Raw genomic sequence first — 24,585 nt, forward strand, 5'->3', positions numbered from 1 at the left:
AATACTCTATTTATCAAATATTTATGTGTAATATTTTCAATTAAGAATTTGATTTTTTTATTTTTCTCAAAAAAAATCTTATCTTCGTTTAGTAAGGTTGCAATATAAAATGTACTACTATTGAATAAGCGCTTATGAAAAAATGTTTTAAGTGTAACCTTTAAATTTAGTGATTATGAGAAACAGAGATACATGAAACCTTTGTATAGGAAGCGATAATATTACTTATCGTTTTATTAAATTTTATCTAAAAACTATTTCTAATTAATAAGAATAAGATGAAAGAAATTATAAAACACAAGTTTCCGTACTTGTTATTCTTCCTTTTGTTGTTTTCGTCTTTTGCTTCAGTTTATGGGCAAGAACGAACGGTCACTCTTAATCTATCAAAAGTACCCCTAAACACTGCATTGAAAGAAATTGAGAAGCAAACTTCAATGTCAGTAGTATATAACACAAATGATGTCGATATCAATCGCATCATATCTATCAAAGTATCAAAAGAGTCTTTGAATAATATAATGAATCAATTATTCAAAGGTATCAATACCAGTTTTTCAATAGTTGATAACCATATTGTACTTTCTGCTAAAAATATCAAAGTAGACCAACAGAAAAAAACACCAATTGCCGCAAGTGGTACTATAACAGATGCAAAAGGTGAACCGTTGATCGGAGTTAGTGTCTTAGTAAAAGGAACTTCAAATGGTACTATTACTGATATGGATGGAAATTTCAAAATACAGGCTGCAAAAGGTGATGTACTTGAAGTATCCTATATTGGTTATGCCTCCCAAGCAATCACGCTGGCCAATGCACAGCCTCTGAAAATAGTAATGGGAGAAGATACTCAAACACTGGATGAAGTGGTTGTTACTGCCTTGGGTATCAAGCGTTCTGAGAAAGCACTGAGCTATAACGTTCAGCAAGTGAAAGGTGACGACTTGACGGCAGTCAAAGATGCCAACTTTATGAACTCACTGAATGGTAAAGTTGCCGGTGTAAATATACAGCGTAGTGCATCCGGTGTAGGTGGTGGTACTCGTGTTGTGATGCGTGGTAACAAATCTATTGCAGGTCAAAACAATGTATTATATGTAGTAGATGGTGTTCCTATCGGAAATAAGGCCGATCGTTCCGGAGATGGTACAGGTTTCGGCGGAGCAACTTCCGGTGAAGGTATCGCTAACTTCAATCCGGACGATATCGAAAGCCTATCCGTATTGACAGGTCCGTCGGCTGCCGCATTGTATGGAGCCAATGCCGCTAATGGCGTTATCCTGATTAACACCAAGAAAGGCACCGAAGGTGCAATGCGTCTGAATGTATCTTCTTCTGTCGAGTTCGCAAATCCCTTTGTAATGCCGGAATTTCAAAATACGTATGGGAATCTGACAGGTGATTACTTCTCTTGGGGCGATAAAATGGAAAAACCGTCTTCATGGGAACCCAGAGACTTTTTTAATACCGGAGCTACATTCAACAATTCGTTTAATCTCTCGATGGGGACGGAAAAGAACCAGACCTATATCTCCGCATCGGCCGTCAACTCTACCGGCATGGTAGAAAATAACAAATATCATCGGTATAACGTAACATTCCGCAATACGGCTAAATTTCTAAAGGATAAACTGACTTTGGATGTATCCGCCAGTTATGTGCGCGAGTTCTACAACAACATGATATCCTTCGGTACATACTTTAATCCTATAGTAGGGGCATACCTCTATCCGAGAGGGATGAATTTTGAAAGTGAAAAATATTTTGAACGCTACAACAATGAGTTGGGGTATAATAAACAAAGCTGGCAACCGGGAGGCATGGGTATGGACGTGCAAAATCCTTATTGGATTGCTTATCGCAACTTGCGTCCTGAAGCAAAAGACCGCTATATGCTCTATGCCAATCTGAAATATGACATTACGGAGTACTTGAATGTCGCAGGTCGTGCCCGCATTGATAATACATATTCCGAATCGGAAGACAAGCGTTACGCTTCCACCATCAGCACCTTTGCGGGAGACAATGGCCGATATAGATACTCCAACGAGTTCTATAAACAGAAATATGCCGATATTATGGTAAACTTCGACAAGCAATTTGCCCAAATTTACCACGCTACGGTCAATGCCGGCGCATCTTTCGAGGAATATGATACAAAAGGTCATGGTTATGGCGGCGATTTATTGCTTGTTCCCAATAAATTTACTTATGGAAATGTAAATTCAGCCGTTGCCAGTGTTTATGAGACAGGAGGCGATTCGCGTACACAAAACTTCGCAGCTTTTGCTTCGGCAGAGCTTTCATGGAATTCGGCTTTGTATCTCACACTGACCGGCCGTGCCGACAAACCGTCGCAACTGGTGAACAGTAAAGAAGAATGGATTTTCTATCCGTCGGTGGGTCTTTCGGCTATCGTTACCGAGCTTTTACCGAACAGTCTTCGTGAAAGCATACAACCGGTATTAGGCTATTTCAAAATCAGAGGTTCTTATACCGAAGTAGGTTCTCCTATTCCATTTACGGGCCTGACACCGGGAACCATTACCCATAAACTGGAAAATGGTACAGTAGCTCCTTTCGAATATTATCCTTTAAGTGATTTGAAGGCAGAACGTACCCGATCCTACGAATTGGGTATCGACTCCAGATGGTTTAACAACACCGTTACTTTAGGGGTTACGATATATCAGTCTAACACGTACAACCAGTTGTTGAAAGCGGATATGCCGGGAACCAGCGGATATAAATATATGTATGTGCAAGCCGGTAATGTGCAGAATAGAGGTATCGAATTGACGCTAGGTTACGACCAGACATTCGGTGACTTTAACTACAATACGACTTTCACCGCCACTTCCAACAAGAATAAGATAAAGAAACTGGCTTCCGACGTGAAGAATCCTGTCAGTGGCGAACTGATGGATTTGAGTGATATCAAACTCGGTCGTTTTCGTCTTCGTGAAGGTGGTGAAGTGGGTGCTTTGTATGCCGACCGCCGGGTGGAGAAAAACGATGAAGGTTATATCCCTTACACTCCCGGACAGACCATAGCGACAGAAAACACCACACCGTTCAAGATTGGCACAGTCAATCCGAAATGGAATCTAGGTTGGAGACATGGATTCAACTACAAAGGCATCAATGCCAGTGTCATGTTTACCGCAAGAATCGGCGGCAACGTGATTTCTAAAACTCAAGCTACGCTTGACCGTTTCGGCGTATCAAAAGCATCTGCAGATGCGCGGGAGGCAGGCTACGTGATGCTGGGTAATATAAAGATGAAGCCGCAAGATTATTATGGAACAATCTACGATTTAGACTCCTATTATGTTTATTCAGCTACCAATATCCGTTTGCAGGAAGCCAGCATAGGCTATACGCTGCCTAACAAATGGTTTGGAAATGTGGTGAAAAACGTGAACTTCTCTGTATATGGAACCAATTTATGGATGATTTACAACAAAGCTCCATATGATCCTGAACTAACTGCTTCAACCGGTACGTTCGGTCAAGGTTACGACTATTTTATGTTGCCTAGCAGTCGCACTTACGGATTTAGTTTGAAATTTGGATTCTAATTATTGATATTATGAAAATGAAGAAATACTTATTATTAATCTTTTCGCTAAGTTTCTTAACTGCTTGTGAAGATTATGTTGACATAAATAAAAGTACTACGGGTGTGACGGATGGAGATCTGGAAGCAGGCGGATTGATATACGGCACACAGTTGATGGATATGCAACAGCGGGTTATTCCTATCGGCTCGCCGAGTAAGACAACCGAACCGGGCAATGACCTGGCAGTTACAGACGTGATGTCATCCGGTCAGTATATAGGTTATTTCGGGATGAATAACAACTGGAGGTTGGGCACGGAAGCAACTTGGGATTTTGCAGACAATCGAATGAACTATGCATACGAACAGCTTTACATGAAAGTATATCAGCCTTGGGTGCAGATATACCAAAAAATCGGGACGAGCGATGAGCCTGAGAAACAAGAAATTATGGCCATATTTAATGTAGTGAAAGTTGCAGGTTGGTTAAGAGCTACCGATTGTTTCGGTCCTATCGTATATACCAATGCAGGAAACGGTGACATCGCTCCGGCACTCGACAAACAGGAAGATGTGTATAAGGCTATGCTGAAAGATTTGGCTACTTGTGCAGATATTCTCAACAAAGCGACTTCGAAGATTATGCCCAAATATGATTTAATCTATGATGGGGACCCCGTGAAATGGACGAAACTTACCAATTCGTTAATGCTGAGAATGGCTGTCCGCGTTCATTTTGTGAATGAAGCTCTAGCAAAGGAATACATTGCGAAAGCATTGGACCCTAAGAATGGAGGCGTGATTGAAAGCAAAGCTGACGAAGCTAAAATCGGTAATACAAGCAAGTACCCGTTACTCAATTCTTTAATCGCCACAATTGATTATAAAGAAAACCGTATGGGCGCCACGGCCTGGTCTTACCTCACCGGTTATAGCGATCCGCGTTTGGAAAAGTACTATACGCAAGGTACATATAACGAAATAAAAGGATATTATTGCATTGCTCCTGGCAATACTCAAGGACAGGGAACGGGTAGGAATAGCGCCGAATTTGCATCTTCTCCCAAAGTGGAAAATGCAGATCCTTTGTATTGGTTCAGAGCCTCCGAAACTTATTTCTTAAAAGCTGAAGCGGCATTATATGACTTGATAACAGAAGACGTAAAGAACTTGTATGAAGCGGGCGTGAAAATGTCTATGGAAGAATGGGGCATTACAGATGCAGCAGCTACTGCCTACTTAAGCAAAGGCAGTGTAAAACCGGCAGCGTTAACTACGAGTGATTATCATTATTCCAATTATTCTAATCCCTACGGTTTTGACATCACTGCCGGAAACGTTTCTCCCAAATGGGATGCCGCTGCTTCGGAAGAAGGAAAATTGCAACAGATCATTACTCAGAAATATCTGGCTCTCTATCCTAATGGAGTAGAAGCGTGGACGGAATATCGCAGAACAGGTTATCCTTATCTGGCAGATCTCTTTGACAGCAACTTACCCAATAAGATAGGTGCAGATGCAAAAGCCCGGACACCGGAACGTTTCAGCTTTTCAACAAAGGAACATCAGGGCAACCCTAATATGTCGTCTCTTTCTACCTTGCTAAATGGTCCGGATAAAGGGGGTACTAAACTTTGGTGGGTACGTTCTGGCAGGCCTGTCCAGTAATAACCATTCAGTTACTTGTTTTAATAATCAATGAACAACAATTAATATTATGAGATTACGCAATTATTTATACATTGGTATTGCAGCTTTGAGCTTTGTAGCCTGTTCTGATTGGACAGAGACAGAGCGTGTGACGTTCCCCGAACAAGAAGATATAACACGCCACATCCCTTTTATTGAAGCACAGGGAGAGGAGGATTTAATGCCTTCGCAACGTGAATATTATCGCCAACTCAGAGAGTACCGTAAAACTCCTCATGTGAAGGGTTTCGGCTGGTATGGAAACTGGACCGGTAAAGGTACGAATCCTCAGAATTATCTGAAGATGTTGCCCGATAGTGTAGACTTTGTTTCGCTGTGGGGAGCCAGAGGTTACTTATCTGACGAACAGAAAGCAGACTTGAAATTCTTCCAAGAGGTAAAAGGTGGGAAAGCCCTGCTTTGTTGGATTGTTCAGGATATTGGTTCCGCCATTACTCCACAAGGTAAGGATATGCACCAATACTGGGTAGAAGAACTAGGTGAGGGTGATCCTGTAAAAGGAAGTATCGCTTATGCAAATGCTATTTGTGACACTATTGAGAAATATAATATAGATGGTTTTGATATTGACTACGAACCGGGATATGGACATTCGGGAACCATAGCTAATGGTCAGGAAATAAGCCCGAAAGGTAATACAAAAATGCAAGCCTTTATAGAAACTTTGAGTGCCCGTTTACGTCCTGCAGGCAGAATGCTGGTAATGGATGGGCAACCGGATCTTTTGTCTACAGAAACATCTAAATTAATAGATCATTATATCTATCAGGCTTATTGGGAAAGTAATACAAATAGTGTTATCAGGAAAATCAATCATCCGCATTTAGAGGATTGGGAGCGTAAAACCATTATCACAGCTGAGTTTGAACAAGGTTGGAGAACCGGTGGCATTACCTATTATTCCAGTTCTGTGCGTCCTGAATTCAGGTATATTAATGGGGCACAACTCTTTGATTATGCAACGATGGACTTGCCTAGCGGCAAACGAATCGGTGGCATAGGCACTTATCACATGGAGTATGATTTTGCCAACGAACCTTCTTACAAGTGGTTGAGAACTGCTCTTTATTATGGTAACCAGGTTTATCCCGGCAAATTTGAATAAACTTTTAATCAGAAAGAAAAATGAAAAAAATAGTTATGACTCTGTTCGGTGCATTGCTTCTAGCAGGTTGCCAGAACGAATTATATACGGAATCTCAAAAAGATAACGGAAGCGGTCAAGGTGCATATATTGCCGCTGAGGGTCCTATTCAGATTTTCGTAGAAGAGGGTAGAGAATATTTCATCAAAGATGTGAAAGTCGGATTGACGGTAAAGGAGGACAAAGCATTCGATGTTCCTTTAATCGTTGGTGACCAGACACAACTTGATGAATACAACAAGAAGAATAACACATCCTATCTGATGTTACCGCCCGAAATGTATGAGATACCGACTGTTATGAACTTCAAACCCAATCTGGCTATGCAGTCCATACCGGTTTCATTGAAAAATCTGAAATTTTCATTGAAAGGAGATTATGCATTGCCTATCCGTTTGTCTAATGGCTCTGCCTATCCGATTCCGGGTGAAGAAGAAGCGTTGCTTATTCTAGAGAAACGTACGCGTACCAAAGTACTTCTTATGAATGGCTCAGGAAGTGAGAGTGACAAAATGTTCCCACAGGACTTTAAGGTGAAACAATGGACTATGGAAGCTATGGTTAAGCGTTCTGCATACAATGCCAACAATAGGTCTATCGGGGGAACAAAACTGGTTGCCAATGCCGGACCTCATGATGAAATTTACACTCGGTTTGGAGATGTAACCATTGATCCCAATCAATTGCAAATAAAAACGGGTTCTGCTCAAATAGATGTTCCGAAGAATAAATTTGCCGCTAAACCCAATGAATGGTATATGCTTACGTTTGTGTATGACGGTAAAACAACTTATGTGTATGTAAATGGCGATCTGGTAGCATCCAGTGAGATTAGGGACGGAGAGTATGGCCTGATTGGTTTCTGGATAGGGGGCGCCAACGAATATATCCGCGAAGTTCGTTTCTGGGATATCGCGCGCACTCAACAGCAAATCAAAGCATTTACTTGGAAAATGGTAAATCCGGACGAAAAAGGATTGTTGCTTTACTATCCGTGTAACGGGCTAAAACGTAATCACGAGACCGGTGAAATCACAGAAGATGATACTATGATATGGAACTGGGCTACTTATTACGACGGCGATAAGGATAATCTGAATCTTCCGATGAAAGGCAGATTTGATGATAACGGTGGCAAAATGTTTGTATTCCCTGCCGAATAATAAAGACTAAGATAGAGAATTAAAATCTCTTAAACCAAGCACATCGTTCAATCAACTGTAGAAAGAGCGATGTGCTTATCTAGGCTCACATTATTTTCATGGGTAACAATAAAGGCATGCCAGCTAACCCGACATGCCTTCTATCTCAACCACTTTTTTCTTCTATAAATATCTCTATTTTATTTCTTCTTTATCAACCGAATCACTCGTCCGTTTTTCTTATAATTGAAATGATTGGTATGCATCAAAACATTAAGAATTTCATCCGGCGTGCTATCAGTTGAGAATTCACCGGTAAATCGTTCTGTTTTCAGAGCATCATCCTCATAGACAAATTTAATATCATATAATTTTTCCATGACATTGGTAATTTCCAATAGTGAATGTTGCTTGAACATCAGTTTGCCGTTAATCCACAAAAGAACATCCGTAGGTTGGTTATACTCAATCAGTTCAGCCTGATATGTATCCGTATTCACATTCAATGTTTGCCCCGGTTTCAGCAAATAGCCATTATCCTCTGTCCGTGGAGAATCCACCCGAACCAAACCTTGAAGTAATGTAGTCACTACCCTATTCTCTTCATTGCGTGCACGTACATTGAATTTGGTACCTAGCACACATGTCTTGATTTGCTTGCTGTTAACTATAAACGGAGCACGCTTGTTATGAGCTACCTCAAAATAGGCTTCACCCGACAAGTCAACCTGACGGTCCGAGCTCCAGAAAGAATTATGATAAACCAGTTTTGAAGATGCATTCAACCATACCTTACTACCATCCGGCAGCACAGTCTGCGCCCTTTGTCCCGCCACAGTCAGCACTTCATAATCCGAAAGTTTATTGGATAGCAATCCCCAGGTAACTCCGCCCGCAAAAACGAGTCCGGCAAGGAAAGCAGCGGCCACAGTACTATAACGTCCCCAACGGATTGACATATTCTTCCGTCTGGCCTTCTTCTCTTTCTCCCGGATAGCCGACTTGAATTTATCTAATGACGCCTCTGTATCTACAGCATTCATCATCGCTACCCGGTCACCTACGAAAAGAGTGTAGTAAAGCTGTTCCAGAATTTTCCGGTTCTCCGGAGTCTCCTTGTACCAGGCTTCCACCCGTCCAGCTTCCTCATCATTACATTCACCTCGTAGATAACTCAACAAGATTATTTCATCCATGTCTATTCAATCTTTTTACAATAAAAAATATAATACCTTTGTAGTAATACAGTTGGCAGCACAAATATACTAAACTCAGAAAGAAAAAAATATTTTTCTCCCCTTTTTATTTCTTTTCTCTACTTCTTTCATTATTTTTGTCTTACAAATTAAAAAGAGAATGTCACAATCTCCAATATTTCTAGATATTAACAATAATAAATCTGTCATCAACGCTCTGAAAGCAGGCGAAGAAAAAGTTTTTGACGCAGTATACCGTCATTACTTTCGTCGATTGTGTGCATTCTGCTCACAGTACGTTGGTGAACAGGAAGAAATTGAAGAGATTGTACAGGAAACGATGATGTGGTTATGGGAGAACCGTTCAAGTCTCATGCCGGAGCTGACACTGAAAACTCTTCTCTTTACGATAGTTAAAAACAAAGCACTAAACCGTCTTTCCCATTTCGAAATCAAACGGAAAGTGCATCAGGAAATCGTGGAGAAATATGAAGGTGAATTCAATAATCCTGATTTTTATTTGGAAAATGAACTTCTACGATTATATGAAGAAGCACTGAAGCAGCTCCCTAAAGAATACCGCGAAGCGTATGAAATGAACCGCAATCAACGGTTAACTCACAAGGAGATAGCCGAAAGGCTCAAAGTTTCTCCACAAACAATCAATTATAGAATCGGACAGGCTTTGAAGCTACTGCGAGTGGCGTTAAAAGACTATCTACCCTTATTCTTACTTTATTTCGGAACTGATTTTATGAAAAGGTTCTATTAATCCTGATATTACACAGTATGAACAGTGAACTCCTTGTTTATAAGGCCTCTGCAGGTTCGGGCAAAACATTTACCCTGGCCGTAGAATATATTAAGCTACTCATTCTTAATCCGTATGCCTATCGGCAAATTCTTGCTGTGACCTTCACGAACAAGGCCACGGCAGAAATGAAAGAACGTATTCTCAGCCAGCTTTATGGTATCCAGACAGGTGACAAAGATTCTGAAGCCTATCTCAATCGTATCAAGGAAGAGACGGACAAGACGGAACAAGAGATACGTGAAGCAGCCGGTATTGCTCTCGGCTATATGCTACATGACTATAGCCGTTTTCGGGTAGAAACAATCGACTCATTCTTCCAGTCCGTCATGCGTAATCTGGCACGTGAACTGGAACTTAGTCCGAACCTGAATATAGAACTGAACAATACCGAAGTGCTTAGTGACGCAGTAGACAGTATGATAGAAAAGTTGGGGCCAACTTCTCCTGTCCTTGCCTGGCTGTTAGACTATATCAACGAGCGGATTGCCGACGATAAACGTTGGAACGTATCGGACGAAGTAAAGAGTTTCGGACGCAATATCTTCGATGAAGGCTACATTGAAAAAGGAGAAAAACTTCGTGAGCGACTGCGCAACCCGGATACTATCAAAGAATACCGTAAACACCTGAAAGCCTTGGAGACTGAAGTTCTGGAACAAATGAAAGGCTTTTACGAGCAATTTGAAGGAGAACTGGACGGACACGCATTGACTGCCGATGACCTGAAAGGCGGTTCACGCGGAATCGGTAGTTACTTCCGCAAACTCAACAATGGAGTTTTAAGCAACGACATATGTAATGCCACAGTGGAAAAATGCTTGGAAGACGCCAAGAACTGGGCAGCAAAGACTTCCCCCCGCTATGCGGACATCATTAATTTAGCATCTTCCACTCTTATGCAAATCCTGGAAGATGCTGAAAAACTACGTTCCAAAAATAATCTGTTGTTGAATAGTTGCCGACTATCTCTGCAACATCTCAACAAGGTGCAGCTCCTCGCCAATATCGATGAAGAAGTACGCCAGTTGAACCACGATAACAATCGCTTCTTACTATCAGATACCAACGCCCTACTCCACCAATTAGTGAAAGACGGCGATTCCTCTTTTGTATTCGAAAAAATAGGAACGAATATCCGCAATGTCATGATAGACGAGTTCCAAGATACCAGCCGAATGCAATGGGGCAACTTCAAACTGCTTTTACTGGAAGGATTATCCCAAGGGGCAAACAGCCTGATTGTCGGAGACGTAAAGCAATCCATCTACCGTTGGAGAAATGGTGACTGGGGAATTCTCAACGGTCTGAACGACCATATCGAACATTTCCCGATTCGTGTCAAGACATTGGCTACCAACCGAAGAAGTGAAACCAATATCATCCGATTCAACAATCATATCTTTACGGCTGCTGCCGACTATCTGAACGGAGTCTACAAGGCTCAACTCGGCAAAGACTGCGAAGACTTGCAAAAAGCCTATGCGGACGTAGTACAGGAATCTCCCCGAAGCGTGGAAAAAGGATATGTAAAAGTCTCTTTTCTCGAACCCGATGAAGAGCACGACTATACCGAACAGACACTAATCAGCCTGGGAGCAGAAGTAGAACATCTGCTTGCCAATGGTGTGCGGTTGAATGATATAGCCATCCTTGTACGAAAGAACAAAAGCATCCCCCGTATCGCCGATTATTTCGACAAAGAGTTGCATTACAAAATAGTATCGGATGAAGCATTCCGCCTGAATGCTTCCTTGGCTATTTGTATGATGATGGATGCTTTGCGCTATCTCTCGGACGAAAAGAATAAGATAGCCCGTGCCCAACTGGCAGTGGCCTATCAGAACGAAGTCTTACAAAAAGGACTGGACTGGAACACGCTCCTGCTCCTTCCTGTCGAGAACTATCTCCCATCCGCATTCCTTGAAAGGATAAAAGAACTGAGACTAATGCCTCTCTATGAATTGTTAGAGGAACTATTCAGTATCTTCGAGATGAAAAACATCAAAGATCAGGACGCTTATCTGTTTGCCTTTTTCGATGCGGTAACGGATTACCTGCAAAAAAACTCTTCCGAGCTTGACGCATTCATCCGTTATTGGGACGAAACACTATGCAGCAAAACGATTCCAAGCGGAGAGGTAGAAGGTATCCGAATCTTCTCCATACATAAATCCAAAGGATTGGAATTCCATACAGTGCTCCTTCCTTTCTGCGACTGGAAATTAGAGAATGAGACGAATAACCAATTAGTATGGTGCGCTCCTCAGACAGCGCCGTTCAATGCCTTGGATATTCTTCCTATCAATTATTCCACGCAGATGGCGGAATCCATATACGGAAACGATTATCTGCATGAACGCCTGCAACTATGGGTAGACAACTTAAATTTGCTGTACGTAGCTTTTACCCGTGCAGGAAAGAATCTTATCATTTGGAGTAAAAAGGCTCAAAAAGGTACAATGTCCGAACTATTGGCAAACGCACTTCCTGTCGTAGCCCTTAAAGAAGGAATAGATTGGGAAGAAGACTGCTATGAGCAAGGTAAACTATGCCCTTCGGAAGAAGAGAAAGCAAAGACTTCTACCAATAAACTCACTCAGAAGCCGGAAAAGTTACCTGTTCAAATGGAATCCATGCGTCATGATATTGAATTCCGCCAGTCCAACCGCTCGGCGGATTTCATACAAGGAATTGAGGAAGAGGAATCCGATGACCGTTTTATCAATCGTGGACGTTTGCTGCACACCCTATTCTCCGTTATCGAAACAGCCGGGGATATTGAGCCCGCCATTGACCGGCTTATCTTTGAAGGAGTAATCAGAAACGAAGAAAAAGAAGAAATGGCACGTGAAGTCGCGCAAAAGGCTTTCTCATCTCCTGAAATACAAGACTGGTATTCGGGAGAATGGACACTGTTCAACGAATGTGCCATCATTTATAAGGAAAAAGGAATATTACAAACCCGCCGCCCCGACCGTGTGATGATGAAAGACGGTCAGGTCGTTGTTGTCGACTTTAAATTCGGTAAAGAGAATCCCAAATACAATAAACAAGTGAGAGGATATATGCAACTGCTCACAAAAATGGGATATAAGAATATTACCGGATATTTGTGGTATGTAGACGAAGAAAGAATAGAAAAAGTATAAAGCAACCTATAAACTGACCATATACAAAATCAATATGCAAACATTTCTCCAACTAGTCGCTCACGATTTATATTCCAAGATAGGAAACGACCTGTCACGTACGGTACTCGTTTTCCCGAACAAACGTGCCAATCTGTTTTTCAATGAATACCTGGCAGGAGAATCCGACCAACCGATTTGGGCTCCTGCCGCAATGAGTATCAGCGACCTGTTTCAGAAACTATCCGTACAGAAAGCCGGTGATCCTATCCGATTAGTTTGCGAGCTTTACAAAGTATTCAAGGAAGAAACGGAAAGCCAGGAAACACTGGATGATTTCTACTTTTGGGGAGAGTTGTTAATCAGCGACTTCGATGATGTAGATAAGAATATGGTGGACGCAGACAAACTCTTCAGCAATCTGCAAGACTTGAAGAACCTGATGGATGACTATGACTTTCTGGACAAAGAGCAGGAAGAAGCTATCCAGCAATTCTTCCAGAATTTCTCTATCGAACGCCGGACGGAACTTAAAGAGAAATTTATTTCCCTTTGGGACAAGCTGGGGGCTATTTATCATCGCTATCAGGAGAACCTGACCGAACTAGGTATTGCCTACGAAGGTATGCTCTACCGGAATGTCATCGAGCAGCTCGATACCGACCGGCTCAAGTATGACAAATATATATTCGTCGGTTTTAATGTGCTGAATAAAGTAGAACACCAATTCTTCAAACTGCTGCAAGACGCAGATAAAGCCATGTTCTATTGGGATTATGATGTGTTCTATACCCAACAAATCAAGAAGCATGAAGCTGGAGAATTCCTCAAGCGTAATCTTAGAGACTTCCCGAACGAACTTCCGGAAAGCTGTTTCGATTCTTTCAAATCACCCAAGAAAATACGCTATATCTCCGCTTCCACCGAGAATGCGCAAGCACGCTTTCTCCCCGAATGGGTGAAAGGTATTGCCTATGACCAGTCACAAATTGCAGAAGAAAACGAAAAGGAAAATGCCGTAGTGCTCTGTAATGAAGCACTGTTACTACCCGTACTCCATTCCATTCCGCAAGAAGTGAAGAACGTCAACATCACTATGGGATTCCCATTGGCACAAACTCCCGTCTACAGCTTTATCAACGCAGCGATGGAGTTGCAAACCAATGGTTATCGTACTGACACAGGCCGGTTCACCTACGAATCAGTATCAGCCATATTGAAGCATCCCTATACCCAACAACTATCCACGCATGCCATCTCACTGGAAGATGACTTGACAAGGACAAACCGTTTCTATCCGCTCCCATCGGAACTAAAGCAGGATGATTTCTTAGCCAACCTCTTTACTCCCCGTAGCGGTATTAAAGATTTGTGTGATTACCTTGTCGGATTAATTAAAGACATCTCAACCATATACCGCAAAGAAGGAGAATATAACGATATTTTCAATCAACTTTATAGAGAATCCTTATTCCAAAGCCATCTTAAAATCAACCGTCTTTATAGCCTGATTGAAAGCGGAGAATTAAGCGTGCGCACCGATACATTAAAAAGACTGATTAGTAAAGTGCTGACTTCTTCCAATATCCCTTTCCACGGCGAACCCGCTATCGGAATGCAAGTAATGGGAGTACTGGAAACACGCAACCTCGACTTCCGCAACCTGATAATGCTATCTCTCAACGAAGGACAACTACCTAAATCCGGTGGGGAATCCTCATTCATTCCATACAATCTCCGGAAAGCCTTCGGAATGACGACTATCGAACACAAGAATGCAGTATATGCCTATTACTTCTACCGTCTGATACAACGGGCAGAAAACATCACTCTTCTCTATAACACCTCTTCGGATGGTCTGAACCGTGGAGAAGAATCCCGCTTCATGCTGCAACTATTAGTAGAAGGCTCTCACGAAATCACCCGTGAATACCTGGAAGCCGGACAATCTCCCCAAAGCACCCAAGAGATACAGATTGAAAAAACACCGGAAGTACTAAGCCGCATCCATCGTGCTTACGATAGCAGTAATCCAAAATCTGTAATCCTTTCCCCCTCTGCCCTCAACGCCTACCTCGACTGTCGGTTGAGATTTTACTACCGGTATGTGGCAGGACTGAAAACGCCGGATGAAGTCAGTGCGGAAATCGACTCCGCCCTGTTCGGAACGATTTTCCACCTCTCCGCCCAACTGGCATATACCGACCTGACAGCCAACAGGAAAATGATACAGAAAGAAGACTTGGAACGCTTGCTGCGCGATGAGGTCAAACTGCAAAGCTATGTTGACCGTGCATTCAAGCAAGAATTATTCAAAGTGGCTCCCGAAGAGAAACCCGAATACAACGGCGTGCAACTCATCAATTCCAAAGTCATTGTCTCCTATCTGAAACAGTTGTTGCGTAATGACCTTCAGTACACTCCTTTTGAAATGGTCGCCATGGAAGAAAAAGTTTCGGAAGAAATAACCATCCAAACCGGACAAGGGCCGTTCACTCTTCGTTTAGGGGGAACGATAGACCGCATGGATGCGAAGGAAGGCACTCTGCGAATCGTTGACTACAAAACCGGTGGAAGTCCTAAAACGCCCGCCAACATAGAACAACTGTTTACTCCGTCGGAGACACGCCCGAATTACATCTTCCAAACATTTCTATATGCCGCCATCATGAGTCGGAAACAGCCGTTAATGGTAGCTCCCGCCCTGCTTTATATCCACCGTGCAGCATCCGAGAGCTATTCACCTGTCGTTGAAATGGGAGAACCCCGCAAGCCCAAAATGCCTGTGAATAACTTCGCCTTCTTTGAAGACGAGTTCCGCGAACGCCTGCAAGCACTATTAGAGGAAATTTTCGATGAGAAAGAAGCTTTTACTCAGACAGAAGATCTAAAAAAATGTTCGTACTGCGACTTCAAAGCAATCTGTAAACGATAGATTATTTTCAGAATATAATTTGGGCACGGATTACACGGTTAAAGATAATTGGAAAAACCGTGAAATCCGTGTAATCCGTGCCTGAATATATATATATATATAAGTCTCAAAGCATCATCTCTCAACAGAGAAATGCGTTGAAACTATTATTTTTCCAGCAACGGAATTGAGAAGCTAAACGTAGAGCCTTCTCCCTTCTTTGAAGTAAACCAAAGTTTACCACCATTCTTGACAACAAAGTCCTGACACAACAACAGTCCGAGTCCTGAACCTTCTTCATTGTTTGTACCGAAGGTACTATAATGAGTGTCCGTATGCAGCAACTTCTTCTGATTCTCTTCATCAATACCGCAACCACTGTCCTTCACGCTGACGATTGCCATGCCATCTTCTTCCGTCAATGACACTACCACTTCCGCACCCTCGTTACTAAACTTGATCGCGTTGCTGATTAAATTACGGATCACCGTCTTAATCATATCAATATCAGCCCGCACAGCTACTCCCGTCACAGGTACATCCTGCACAATCCTAATATTCTTCAGACCGGCTACCATCGTGAAGATTTCACTCACCCCTTCTACGACCTCTACCATATTGATATCCTGATAAACCACCTTCAGCTTGCCAATCTGACTCTTCGTCCATTTCAACAAGTTATCAAGCAATGAGAATACATCCTCAGTCGTTTGGTTAGCCATCGTCAGCAGTTCATACATCTCCCCGCCGATAGTATCACTCGGCAGATTCAGGATCAGCATATTCAGCACCATCTTGATAGACCCCATCGGCGAGCGTAAGTCATGCGCAATCACAGAATAGAGTTTGTCACGTCCCATGATTGTCTTGCGCAACTCTTCCGTTTGCGCCACGATAATCCGCTTCGCGGCAACCAATGAAATCTGGTGCGTCACACGGATAATCAGTTCTTCCTTATTGAACGGCTTCGATATAAAGTCATTCCCACCCACCTGGAATCCCTTCACGATATCCGTAGTGCTATTAAGTGCCGTCAGGAAAACAATCGGAATCTCAGCCATTTCCGGGTCTGCCTTCATCTGCTGCGCCACTTCAAACCCGCTGATATCGGGCATCATGACATCCAACAATACAAGATCCGGTTTTTCCTTCTTTACCTGTTCCAATGCTTGCGTACCATTGCCGGCAGTCACAATATTGAATTTCTCATTGGTCAAAAGTACCTTCAGCAAAAGCACGTTTGAGATCACATCGTCCACAATGAGTACTTTATATTCAGAAGGATTAATTTCCATATTCATAATAATCGCGTTATAATAGTTTTTTTTACACATCAAACTTTCTTAAAATACTCAATCATGCGCTTCAACCCATCTTCCAGTTCGATGGTCGGTTCCCAATCGAGTTTTCTTTTGGCCAGCGCAATATCCGGCTGCCGTTGTTTCGGATCATCGTCCGGCAAAGCCTTGAATACAATTTTTGAAGAAGAGCCGGTCATGCTGATTATTTTTTCCGCCAAACTGAGAACCGAAAATTCATTTGGATTTCCGAGATTCACAGGCCCGGTAAATTCATCTTCCGTATCCATCATTCTTATCATTCCCTCAATCAAATCATCAATATATTGGAAACTGCGTGTCTGTTTCCCGTCACCATAAATGGTAATGTCTTCATTATTCAATGCCTGCAAAATAAAATTGGAAACCACCCGTCCGTCATTCGGCAGCATCCGCGGCCCATACGTATTAAAGATACGGATAATCTTCACACGTACTTTGTTCTGACGGTGATAATCCATAAACAAGGTTTCCGCACAACGTTTTCCCTCATCATAACAAGAACGGTATCCTACCGGGTTTACATTTCCCCAATAAATCTCCGGTTGAGGATGTACAATCGGATCTCCATACACTTCGCTGGTAGAAGCCTGCAATATTTTGGCATTCAGCCTCATTGCCAGTCCCAGCATGTTGATAGCTCCCATTACAGATGTCTTGGCCGTCTGGATCGGGTCATGCTGATAGTGGATAGGAGATGCCGGACAAGCCAGATTATAAATTTCATCTACTTCAGCAGAATAAGGGTAAGTGACATCATGCCTTACTACCTCAAAATGATGGTCATTCATCAAATGGGCGATGTTATCTTTCGAACCCGTAAAAAAATTATCAAGGCATATCACTTCGTGACCGTCGTTTATAAGCCGTGTACAGAGATGTGAGCCTATGAATCCGGCTCCCCCACTTACCAATATTCTTTTCATTATATGTTTTTCTATTGTTTACTAAAGAGACAAAGCCTCTCCGTTTTGTTTATGGTCACAAATGTAACCGATTTGATTAATATACACAATTTTCGGGAAGGATATTTTCTAAAAAAGAAGAATTAATAACCTTGAATTCGCGAGACTAAGTTTAGTATAAATCTCATATTGCAAATCTCGGATTATTTATAGAAATATTATATAGATACGATTCAGGCACAAATCAGACAAACATAAAGACGTATTTCGGGAGAAAAACGCTCCATATCTGGAATGATTTGTGCCTAAATGGTTAAATGTTGAAATCCTGTATATATATAGCTATCAGATTATAACACTTTGCGCTCCGTTTCCGTAGGCGCCACCTCGTCAGGGATGCTGAACTCACGGTTGGCAAAGAGGTCGGCAAGTCCTGAAATTTGTTTCAGGCGCAACAACTCGTCACGATCCATACCGATATTCTTCATGATCCACTGGTCGGACATGCCCGCCTTGTCGAGTTCCGCAACAATGTTGCACATCAATTCGATGTTATGCATCCCACGGGCACGGTTATGCCGTATCGTCGAACTCATACGGTTCGACAAATCCTTGTCTATCACTACAATCGGGAGCAGCCCGTTCTCGCGCTTGTAGATACGCTGTGAAGTTTTCAATACCGTATAGCGGTGATAGCCGTCTACCAGGATATAACGGTCTTCATCCTTATTATAATAACATACACATGGCATCGTAAAGCCATCTTCCCAAATAGAAAGTTCGAGCAACTTCATTTCAGGCGGCGCAACGACATTCGGATTATAATCGTTCGCATATACTTTTTCTACCGGTACCGCCTTTACCTCGTAAACAGGGCTTTTATCTACACTCATGATACTATGATTCTATATTGTTCCATAATTTGACTTCTCTTGCTCATCTCTTCCTTTGTCGGCGAGAATCCCATATACTTACAGGCATGGTCATTCTTGATGATGCAGACGCACATCCGCTTGTAGGTAGGTATCTCCCTGAACTCGGGAATGTCAATATCATCCTGATATTCCATACGCACCGGCTTCTTCAGCGTCTTATAATTGCTGTTGTCCATAACGATAATCGGCACTTTGGCATCAATCAATTTTTTGATGGTGGACTCACTCAGGCATCCGCCTTTCGTCCGCCAGAAGTTCACGCTCACCGACAGTTTGCGGAGATAATTCTTCCGTGCCCGTTCAGGCAGGGTGGACAGCAGGAAGTACATGAACTCACGCCACGTATATCCTTCGGGAAGTTTCACCGACTGCCATCCCATGGCATGCGTACCGCCATACATTCCGGTAAAGTTGACACCGTTCACCCGTCCTATCATCTTGCCCCACGTATTGGGGTCGAGCACCCGGTAGAGCTGAAGGCTCTCCTGCGCCTCATTGATAAAAGGACTTGCCACACGCTGACGTTCCAGATTGACACCCGCACGGTAATAAAGGTCATACAACGTATTATAATCCCATTGGAATTTTCCGTTGGCCGTCCATACGTCCGTCGTTTTCCAGTCGTAGATAGGATAAGCGTTATAAATGTCATTCCCTACTTTCGACGTCCATTTATACTTGTGATACATCTGGAACTTGCGGCTCATATAGATACAGCGCCACCGGTTGAAACTCTCCTGGGTGCGGATACCGATCAGGCAACAAGTACGCACCGCATCTTTTTTATTATGTATCCATTGCGCGAAACGCATCTGGAATTCATAATCCCACATCGTTGTGTTATAAAAAGGAAAATCATCTTTGGTCATCGCCTTTTTAGGCATGGAGCGCACCCATAGCTTCTTCTTGCTGTCCTCCCAGGGACGCCAGAATGACTGGTACATGGACGTACATGTGGCCACGCGGAAAGGAACACAAACGCGATATACGTCCAGAATGTCCTTATTCGCCTCCAGTATCCGGTCTACATAGTCAATGGTCATTTTATATTGAATCTCGTAGTCCATATGAAAGACCCCGAGACGTATCTTCAGGTTATTCTTGCGGATATAGTCGATACACATACTCAAGAGTACCCCGCTGTCCTTCCCCCCTGAGAAAGACACATAGATATTATCAAATTCGTTAAATATAACTTTCAGTCGTTCTTGTGCTAATTCATATACATTCTTCGTTCCCGCTATTTTCTTTTTCCCCATATATCATCTATACATTTTAACATACCGTGTCCATTTCTTGTCCAGGGATGTAAATTCAAACTTCTCGAATATCTCTTTGTCTTGTATCAGTGTGATTGAATTGAGCAACCAGCTTTCCGGTTCGAATTTCGCTGTGACGGCAGGCAACAGAAGAGACAGTATTTCCTCCCGTTCGGCACCTTCCGCCTTCACATAATAATTATTGATTACAGCTTTCTTCCGGTTCTTCTGCTCCACCGGAATGAATCCCACCACTTCCCTTTCTCTCAGCGCAATGAACCACACATACTCTTCGCTTGTTTTGAAAGGGTAATTATTATTGGCGCGTATTACTTCAGGATCCATAACCATCGGTGCCAAAAGCCGATACAAGTGTTTGTCTTTTCCTTTTAATTGTATTATCTGTATCATATCATTCAAAAATGGACATACAAAAATAAGGAAAAAATATCAATATAGTCACTTCTGTTCCTAAAACATTTGTTTTTCATGTTATTATCATTATATTCAATATTTTTAATGTCACGCATTTACCATTCCTCTTTCGCGTTTGAAGTAGGCCAGCACGGTGGCAAAACTGAGGTATTTCTGCCCGGGAGAGTGCGACCGGCTCCTGAATTTATAACGGGAGCATATAACCTCACATGCCAGTTTATATTTAAAAGTCTGATGCAAGCGGCGATGCAGATAATCGAACATCCGGGAGAAACAAGCAAAAGCGTCCCTCACTTTATCGTAGGCAATCTCCCGTGCTTCACGATTTGCCTTCTCCAGATGTTCCATCTCGCTCTGAAGGTATTCCAGTTGCTTCACCTCTTCTTCCGTGTTTTGTATTGTGCACTTCATTTGTTCCAATTTCTCGTTTTGGTGAATGAGTTGTTCCCGTTTCAATTGTAAACGTTCCTTTACTGTTTTTGATTCTTTCAAAATTATAAGTTTTAGTTATACATACATACTTCTACTTCGCTGCCAGTCAATCGGCGACAAGGTCATATAAAATCTATTTACGTATGCAAATATAGAGAAGATTGTTTAAATAATTAGATTTTCTTTTAAAAATATTCATACTAACCGCACTTTTAAATTACCGGCATCAAAAACTCGGTTTTTCCCTACGGCGCAATAAGGCTTACTTTTACGGAGAATTAAAGATTGCGGACAATGATACGCGAAGAAAAGACGATGCCAGGCGAGGGAAAAATATAATGTATTTTAATACATTCTTTCTTTACTATATATATTAAGGGACGAAAAGGAGGTCGAAGTGAATTTACAGCAACAGCGCTCTCCCCCTTCAACAGGGCATTTGAGAGAAAATGGAAGTGGTCGGTTCAGGCGGTTCAAAAAAAACGTGCCAAACGGACGGGACACTGTCATATAACATTCATAAATAATATAAATTATGAGCAAACCAACAGCAGAAATGCTAAAAAAGGGATATCTCCTCTTCCCTAAAGTATTATTCGAGGAGCAGATGAAGGCGACCAAAGGCGCAACGGGAAGTTTCGATGCCTTTATCCTGGTATTGACCCATGTCAATTACAGCACCACGACGTGTTGCATACACAATCACACGTTCGAGTGCCATCGCGGCGAATCCGTGATGTCGCTCACTCATTGGGCGAAATTGTTCGGATGGAAACGCAGCCGTACACGGTATTTCTTCAATAAGATGTACGAAGAGGGTATTATCGAGAGAGTAAGCAACCCGTATATCACTCACATACGTATTCCCGATTACGATATGTTAGTCGGACAGAAACGCCGGGAGAATGCCCGCGAAGAAACGGACGGGATGACTTTTGAGGCATTTTGGGAGAAGTATCATGAGGTGACCCGCACACCCAAGCGCAATATCGGGCGCGCGCGCCGTGAATGGAAGAAACTGTCCGCCCGCGAACGGAGTCTCAGCCTGAAGAATATTGATGAATATTATGACAACCTGAAAGATACGAAGTACTGTATGCAGGCAAGCACGTATCTGTCGGACAAGGCGTTCATGAATGAATATGATTATTAAGAAAAGAAAATGAGTGAAATTTTAAACCCGCAGGATGCCGAACTCGAGGAAGTCGTACTCGGCGCCTGCCTGCTGGAAAGCAAAGCTATCACACTGGTTGCCGACATATTGCGACCGGAAGTATTTTACAATGAGGTAAACCGTGAGATTTATTCCGCCTTGCAGAGCATGTATCGTGCCGGAAAGGCAATAGACATCATTACCGCCAAAGAGGAACTGGCGCAACGCGGCAAACTTGAGTTCGTAGGCGGGGCTTACACAATAGTACGCGTCAGCTCCCGTGTAGTGTCCAGTGCCCATCTGGAATACCATGCCCGGATACTGAAACAGAAATATATCCGCCGTGAAGCGATTCTGGGATTCCACAAACTCCTGGCACTGGCAGCCGATGAATCAACCGACATAGATGATACGTTGGCAGACACCCATGCCCTGCTCGACCGGTTGGAGAAAGAATGCGGCAATGCCGAACATCTCCGTTCCATGGTGCAGCTTATGGAAGATACCGTCAGGCAAATAGAAGTCCGCATTGCTTCCAACAAGAATGGCGTCACGGGGATACCGACCGGATTTGCCGACCTCGACAGTCTGACGTGCGGCTGGCAGAACGGTGACGAGATAGTTTTCGCCGCCCGTCCCGCGGTAGGCAAAACGGCCGTTGCCCTGCACATGGCACGCGCCGCCGCCCTTGCCGGATACCATATCGCCGTATATAGCCTGGAGATGCAAGGTGAACGCCTGGGCGACCGCTGGTTACTGGCCGCCGCTCCGAGGGTCAATCCCGCACATCTCCGCAGCGGACAGCTTACTCCCGACGAGGTACAGCAGATACACGAAGCATCCATAGAGTTGTCACGCCTGCCCATCCACATTGACGATAATCCGTCAGTGAGCATGGATTATGTACGCTCTTCCGCAAAACTGCTGCACAGCAAAGGGCAATGCGACGCCGTCATCATCGACTACCTGCAACTGTGTGACATGAAAAGTGACCAGAACAACCGCAACCGTGAGCAAGAAGTAGCCCAGGCAAGCCGTAAAGCCAAGATGGTGGCAAAAGAGCTGAATATCCCCGTGATACTTCTCAGTCAGTTGAACCGCAACGTGGAAGGGCGTCCCGACAATCGTCCCAGCCTGAGCGACCTACGCGAAAGTGGAGCTATCGAACAGGACGCGGACTTGGTGCTGATGCTTTCGCGCCCCGCCCTTTCCGGCCGTGAGACTGACCGCAAGAGTTCATATCCCACCGAAGGACTGGGGGTGATAGATGTTGTCAAACACCGCAACGGAACGACTAAGGAGCTTTACTTCAGACATGATCCGAGCATGACAAAACTGGAAGACTACGTACCCGGAATAGAGTGGATGAAAAAGAATACAACCGCCTGATTGTTCCCAACCAAGCGGTCGTTTTCATGCAAACGACCGTATATTTACAGCAAAACGACCGCTCCTTTCTATCAAAAAGAGCGGCCGTTTCAACATAAAGGAGCGGTCATTCCGCATAAAGGAACGGTCATTCCGCATCCATATGCTCATGTATGAGGAGATAGCCGTCCGGCTCTCCCAGATAACGGACGATAAGGCGAACCTCCCGTGCACTGAACATCTTCAGTTTCGGATGAAAATCTCCCGCCGTCAGTTCCTCCATCAAAGGCATACAGTTACGCATCCAACGGCGAAGTTTCGCAACGGATACGGGGTTACTCAAATTCGGGAAATACATCCTCGCCAATTCTATCTTATCATAGCATCTCACGCAAAATCTGACTTCTTCCATTTTAACCGGATTGTTTTGTTATTAATGCTATAAAGGTAGTCTTTTCTCCGTATATCGGCAAGCATTCAGTCAAAAATAATAACCATCGTCCAGTGTCGTTCACTGGCGTTCACTCCCCTGTTCCGATGTGGTATCTTTGCAGTGTAATCGATTACAGGAATATGTTTTTCAAGTAGTAAGTTTCAAGTATTCATTATTAATTAAAAAAGAAAGAAGTATGGCACAGAAGTATGTAGTGGTGGAGCGCAGAAATCCGTTGAAACCACAAGAACCTGCTAAGTTTTACGCGATGGCACGTAGTAACCGCAAGGTGGATACGGACGAGATTATCAGTCGTATCTCAGAGCGCTCTTCCTTTTCCATCGGTGAGCTGAAGGGTTGTATCACTGAGTTTTTGTTGGAAATGAAGAATCAGTTGGCGTTGGGTAATATTGTTCTCTTGGGTGATATGGGAAGTTTCCGTATAACGATTGCCACCAGTAACGCGACCGAAACGGCGGAGAAGTTCAAGGCTGCCACTTGCATCAAGATATCGCGTGTCCGTTTCCATCCGGGAGCTATGCTTACGGATATGTGCAAGGCGATGAAGTACACCTTAATCAAACCGGGGAAAGAGGAAGATGCCGGTGGTGATACCGAAATTCCTGATCCGAATCCGGACGACGGCAACGATGGCGAAACGCCGGATCCGGCCGCATAACGGCAACCGGTCAGTCTCATTCTTTATTCATCACGTATC

At 43.3% G+C, this 24,585-nt stretch carries 18 protein-coding genes; 10 read left to right on the forward strand and 8 right to left on the reverse strand.

Annotation, left to right across the window (positions count from 1 at the left end; genetic code table 11):
• The first annotated feature begins 278 nt into the window (after positions 1–278).
• From AB5443_RS07015 to AB5443_RS07030, 4 genes are read left to right on the forward strand one after another with little or no spacing between them, the layout of a single operon-like run.
• Entirely contained in the window at positions 279–3,581 is a 3,303-nt protein-coding gene (locus tag AB5443_RS07015) for a SusC/RagA family TonB-linked outer membrane protein (RefSeq protein WP_368113539.1), read from the forward strand.
• Positions 3,582–3,592: 11 nt separating this feature from the next.
• A complete protein-coding gene (locus AB5443_RS07020) occupies positions 3,593–5,230 on the forward strand; it encodes a SusD/RagB family nutrient-binding outer membrane lipoprotein (protein WP_368113540.1) in 1,638 nt (545 codons plus the stop codon).
• Positions 5,231–5,279: 49 nt separating this feature from the next.
• Positions 5,280–6,377: an endo-beta-N-acetylglucosaminidase family protein gene (locus AB5443_RS07025; protein WP_022139750.1), complete on the forward strand. Its 1,098-nt coding sequence runs from the start codon at positions 5,280–5,282 to the stop codon at positions 6,375–6,377.
• A 20-nt stretch (positions 6,378–6,397) separates the two neighbouring features.
• Positions 6,398–7,579 carry a DUF1735 domain-containing protein gene (locus tag AB5443_RS07030; protein ID WP_073345099.1) on the forward strand — a complete coding sequence of 394 codons (1,182 nt, stop codon included), beginning with the start codon at positions 6,398–6,400 and terminating at the stop codon, positions 7,577–7,579.
• 179 nt (positions 7,580–7,758) lie between these two features.
• On the opposite strand, the gene AB5443_RS07035 is transcribed toward AB5443_RS07030, so the two are convergent.
• On the reverse strand, positions 7,759–8,754 hold the full coding sequence (locus AB5443_RS07035) for a FecR family protein (protein WP_022139752.1): 996 nt from the start codon (positions 8,752–8,754) through the stop codon (positions 7,759–7,761).
• A 160-nt stretch (positions 8,755–8,914) separates the two neighbouring features.
• Here AB5443_RS07035 and AB5443_RS07040 point away from each other — a divergent pair, with 160 nt between their 5' ends.
• The 3 genes from AB5443_RS07040 to AB5443_RS07050 are packed head-to-tail and all read left to right on the forward strand — an operon-like array spanning position 8,915 to position 15,631.
• Positions 8,915–9,526, forward strand: a complete 612-nt coding sequence (locus AB5443_RS07040) for an RNA polymerase sigma-70 factor (protein WP_022139753.1) — start codon at positions 8,915–8,917, stop codon at positions 9,524–9,526.
• Between the two features lie 17 nt (positions 9,527–9,543).
• Positions 9,544–12,717 (forward strand): UvrD-helicase domain-containing protein, encoded by a 3,174-nt coding sequence (locus AB5443_RS07045; protein WP_368113542.1) that lies wholly within the window; start codon positions 9,544–9,546, stop codon positions 12,715–12,717.
• Between the two features lie 34 nt (positions 12,718–12,751).
• Positions 12,752–15,631, forward strand: a complete 2,880-nt coding sequence (locus tag AB5443_RS07050; protein ID WP_368113543.1) for a PD-(D/E)XK nuclease family protein — start codon at positions 12,752–12,754, stop codon at positions 15,629–15,631.
• A gap of 146 nt (positions 15,632–15,777) precedes the next feature.
• Here AB5443_RS07050 and AB5443_RS07055 read toward each other — a convergent pair whose 3' ends face one another.
• The 6 genes from AB5443_RS07055 to AB5443_RS07080 form a co-directional block, all read right to left on the reverse strand.
• The gene (locus AB5443_RS07055) at positions 15,778–16,911 is read right to left on the reverse strand and encodes a response regulator (RefSeq protein WP_368113544.1); all 1,134 of its coding nucleotides are present in this window, start codon (positions 16,909–16,911) and stop codon (positions 15,778–15,780) included.
• 32 nt (positions 16,912–16,943) lie between these two features.
• The gene (locus AB5443_RS07060) at positions 16,944–17,873 is read right to left on the reverse strand and encodes a UDP-glucuronic acid decarboxylase family protein (protein ID WP_368113545.1); all 930 of its coding nucleotides are present in this window, start codon (positions 17,871–17,873) and stop codon (positions 16,944–16,946) included.
• Positions 17,874–18,202: 329 nt separating this feature from the next.
• On the reverse strand, positions 18,203–18,745 hold the full coding sequence (locus tag AB5443_RS07065; protein ID WP_022139768.1) for a ParB/RepB/Spo0J family partition protein: 543 nt from the start codon (positions 18,743–18,745) through the stop codon (positions 18,203–18,205).
• Positions 18,742–20,046, reverse strand: coding sequence for a DUF3440 domain-containing protein (locus tag AB5443_RS07070; protein WP_195664208.1), 1,305 nt, complete (start codon positions 20,044–20,046; stop codon positions 18,742–18,744). The genes AB5443_RS07065 and AB5443_RS07070 overlap by 4 nt, the downstream gene beginning before the upstream one ends.
• A gap of 3 nt (positions 20,047–20,049) precedes the next feature.
• Entirely contained in the window at positions 20,050–20,457 is a 408-nt protein-coding gene (locus tag AB5443_RS07075) for a hypothetical protein (protein ID WP_022139770.1), read from the reverse strand.
• A 111-nt stretch (positions 20,458–20,568) separates the two neighbouring features.
• Positions 20,569–20,976: a hypothetical protein gene (locus AB5443_RS07080; RefSeq protein ID WP_044653827.1), complete on the reverse strand. Its 408-nt coding sequence runs from the start codon at positions 20,974–20,976 to the stop codon at positions 20,569–20,571.
• 472 nt (positions 20,977–21,448) lie between these two features.
• Here AB5443_RS07080 and AB5443_RS07085 point away from each other — a divergent pair, with 472 nt between their 5' ends.
• Together AB5443_RS07085 and dnaB are read left to right on the forward strand one after the other, a co-directional pair.
• A complete protein-coding gene (locus AB5443_RS07085) occupies positions 21,449–22,066 on the forward strand; it encodes a hypothetical protein (RefSeq protein ID WP_368113546.1) in 618 nt (205 codons plus the stop codon).
• A gap of 9 nt (positions 22,067–22,075) precedes the next feature.
• A complete protein-coding gene (dnaB, locus tag AB5443_RS07090; protein ID WP_368113547.1) occupies positions 22,076–23,455 on the forward strand; it encodes a replicative DNA helicase in 1,380 nt (459 codons plus the stop codon).
• Positions 23,456–23,582: 127 nt separating this feature from the next.
• On the opposite strand, the gene AB5443_RS07095 is transcribed toward dnaB, so the two are convergent.
• A complete protein-coding gene (locus AB5443_RS07095) occupies positions 23,583–23,846 on the reverse strand; it encodes a DUF4248 domain-containing protein (RefSeq protein WP_288361085.1) in 264 nt (87 codons plus the stop codon).
• Between the two features lie 217 nt (positions 23,847–24,063).
• Between AB5443_RS07095 and AB5443_RS07100 the strand changes: the two genes are divergently transcribed.
• Positions 24,064–24,546 carry an HU family DNA-binding protein gene (locus tag AB5443_RS07100; protein WP_073345057.1) on the forward strand — a complete coding sequence of 161 codons (483 nt, stop codon included), beginning with the start codon at positions 24,064–24,066 and terminating at the stop codon, positions 24,544–24,546.
• Positions 24,547–24,585: the final 39 nt, after the last annotated feature.

The sequence above is a fragment of the Bacteroides sp. RTP21281st1_H5_RTP21281_210402 genome (assembly GCF_040918965.1).
Taxonomy (GTDB): Bacteria; Bacteroidota; Bacteroidia; order Bacteroidales; family Bacteroidaceae; genus Bacteroides; species Bacteroides congonensis.

What these genes read in the sequence shown, in the direction of transcription:
- AB5443_RS07050 (WP_368113543.1), top strand. Translation starts at nt 12,752, where the DNA reads ATGCAAACATTTCTCCAACTAGTCGCTCACGATTTATATTCCAAGATA.
- dnaB (WP_368113547.1), top strand. Translation starts at nt 22,076, where the DNA reads ATGAGTGAAATTTTAAACCCGCAGGATGCCGAACTCGAGGAAGTCGTA.
- AB5443_RS07060 (WP_368113545.1), bottom strand. Translation starts at nt 17,873, where the DNA reads ATGAAAAGAATATTGGTAAGTGGGGGAGCCGGATTCATAGGCTCACAT.
- AB5443_RS07100 (WP_073345057.1), top strand. Translation starts at nt 24,064, where the DNA reads ATGGCACAGAAGTATGTAGTGGTGGAGCGCAGAAATCCGTTGAAACCA.
- AB5443_RS07055 (WP_368113544.1), bottom strand. Translation starts at nt 16,911, where the DNA reads ATGAATATGGAAATTAATCCTTCTGAATATAAAGTACTCATTGTGGAC.
- AB5443_RS07075 (WP_022139770.1), bottom strand. Translation starts at nt 20,457, where the DNA reads ATGATACAGATAATACAATTAAAAGGAAAAGACAAACACTTGTATCGG.
- AB5443_RS07095 (WP_288361085.1), bottom strand. Translation starts at nt 23,846, where the DNA reads ATGGAAGAAGTCAGATTTTGCGTGAGATGCTATGATAAGATAGAATTG.
- AB5443_RS07040 (WP_022139753.1), top strand. Translation starts at nt 8,915, where the DNA reads ATGTCACAATCTCCAATATTTCTAGATATTAACAATAATAAATCTGTC.
- AB5443_RS07085 (WP_368113546.1), top strand. Translation starts at nt 21,449, where the DNA reads ATGAGCAAACCAACAGCAGAAATGCTAAAAAAGGGATATCTCCTCTTC.
- AB5443_RS07030 (WP_073345099.1), top strand. Translation starts at nt 6,398, where the DNA reads ATGAAAAAAATAGTTATGACTCTGTTCGGTGCATTGCTTCTAGCAGGT.
- AB5443_RS07065 (WP_022139768.1), bottom strand. Translation starts at nt 18,745, where the DNA reads ATGAGTGTAGATAAAAGCCCTGTTTACGAGGTAAAGGCGGTACCGGTA.
- AB5443_RS07035 (WP_022139752.1), bottom strand. Translation starts at nt 8,754, where the DNA reads ATGGATGAAATAATCTTGTTGAGTTATCTACGAGGTGAATGTAATGAT.
- AB5443_RS07070 (WP_195664208.1), bottom strand. Translation starts at nt 20,046, where the DNA reads ATGGGGAAAAAGAAAATAGCGGGAACGAAGAATGTATATGAATTAGCA.
- AB5443_RS07025 (WP_022139750.1), top strand. Translation starts at nt 5,280, where the DNA reads ATGAGATTACGCAATTATTTATACATTGGTATTGCAGCTTTGAGCTTT.
- AB5443_RS07015 (WP_368113539.1), top strand. Translation starts at nt 279, where the DNA reads ATGAAAGAAATTATAAAACACAAGTTTCCGTACTTGTTATTCTTCCTT.
- AB5443_RS07045 (WP_368113542.1), top strand. Translation starts at nt 9,544, where the DNA reads ATGAACAGTGAACTCCTTGTTTATAAGGCCTCTGCAGGTTCGGGCAAA.
- AB5443_RS07020 (WP_368113540.1), top strand. Translation starts at nt 3,593, where the DNA reads ATGAAAATGAAGAAATACTTATTATTAATCTTTTCGCTAAGTTTCTTA.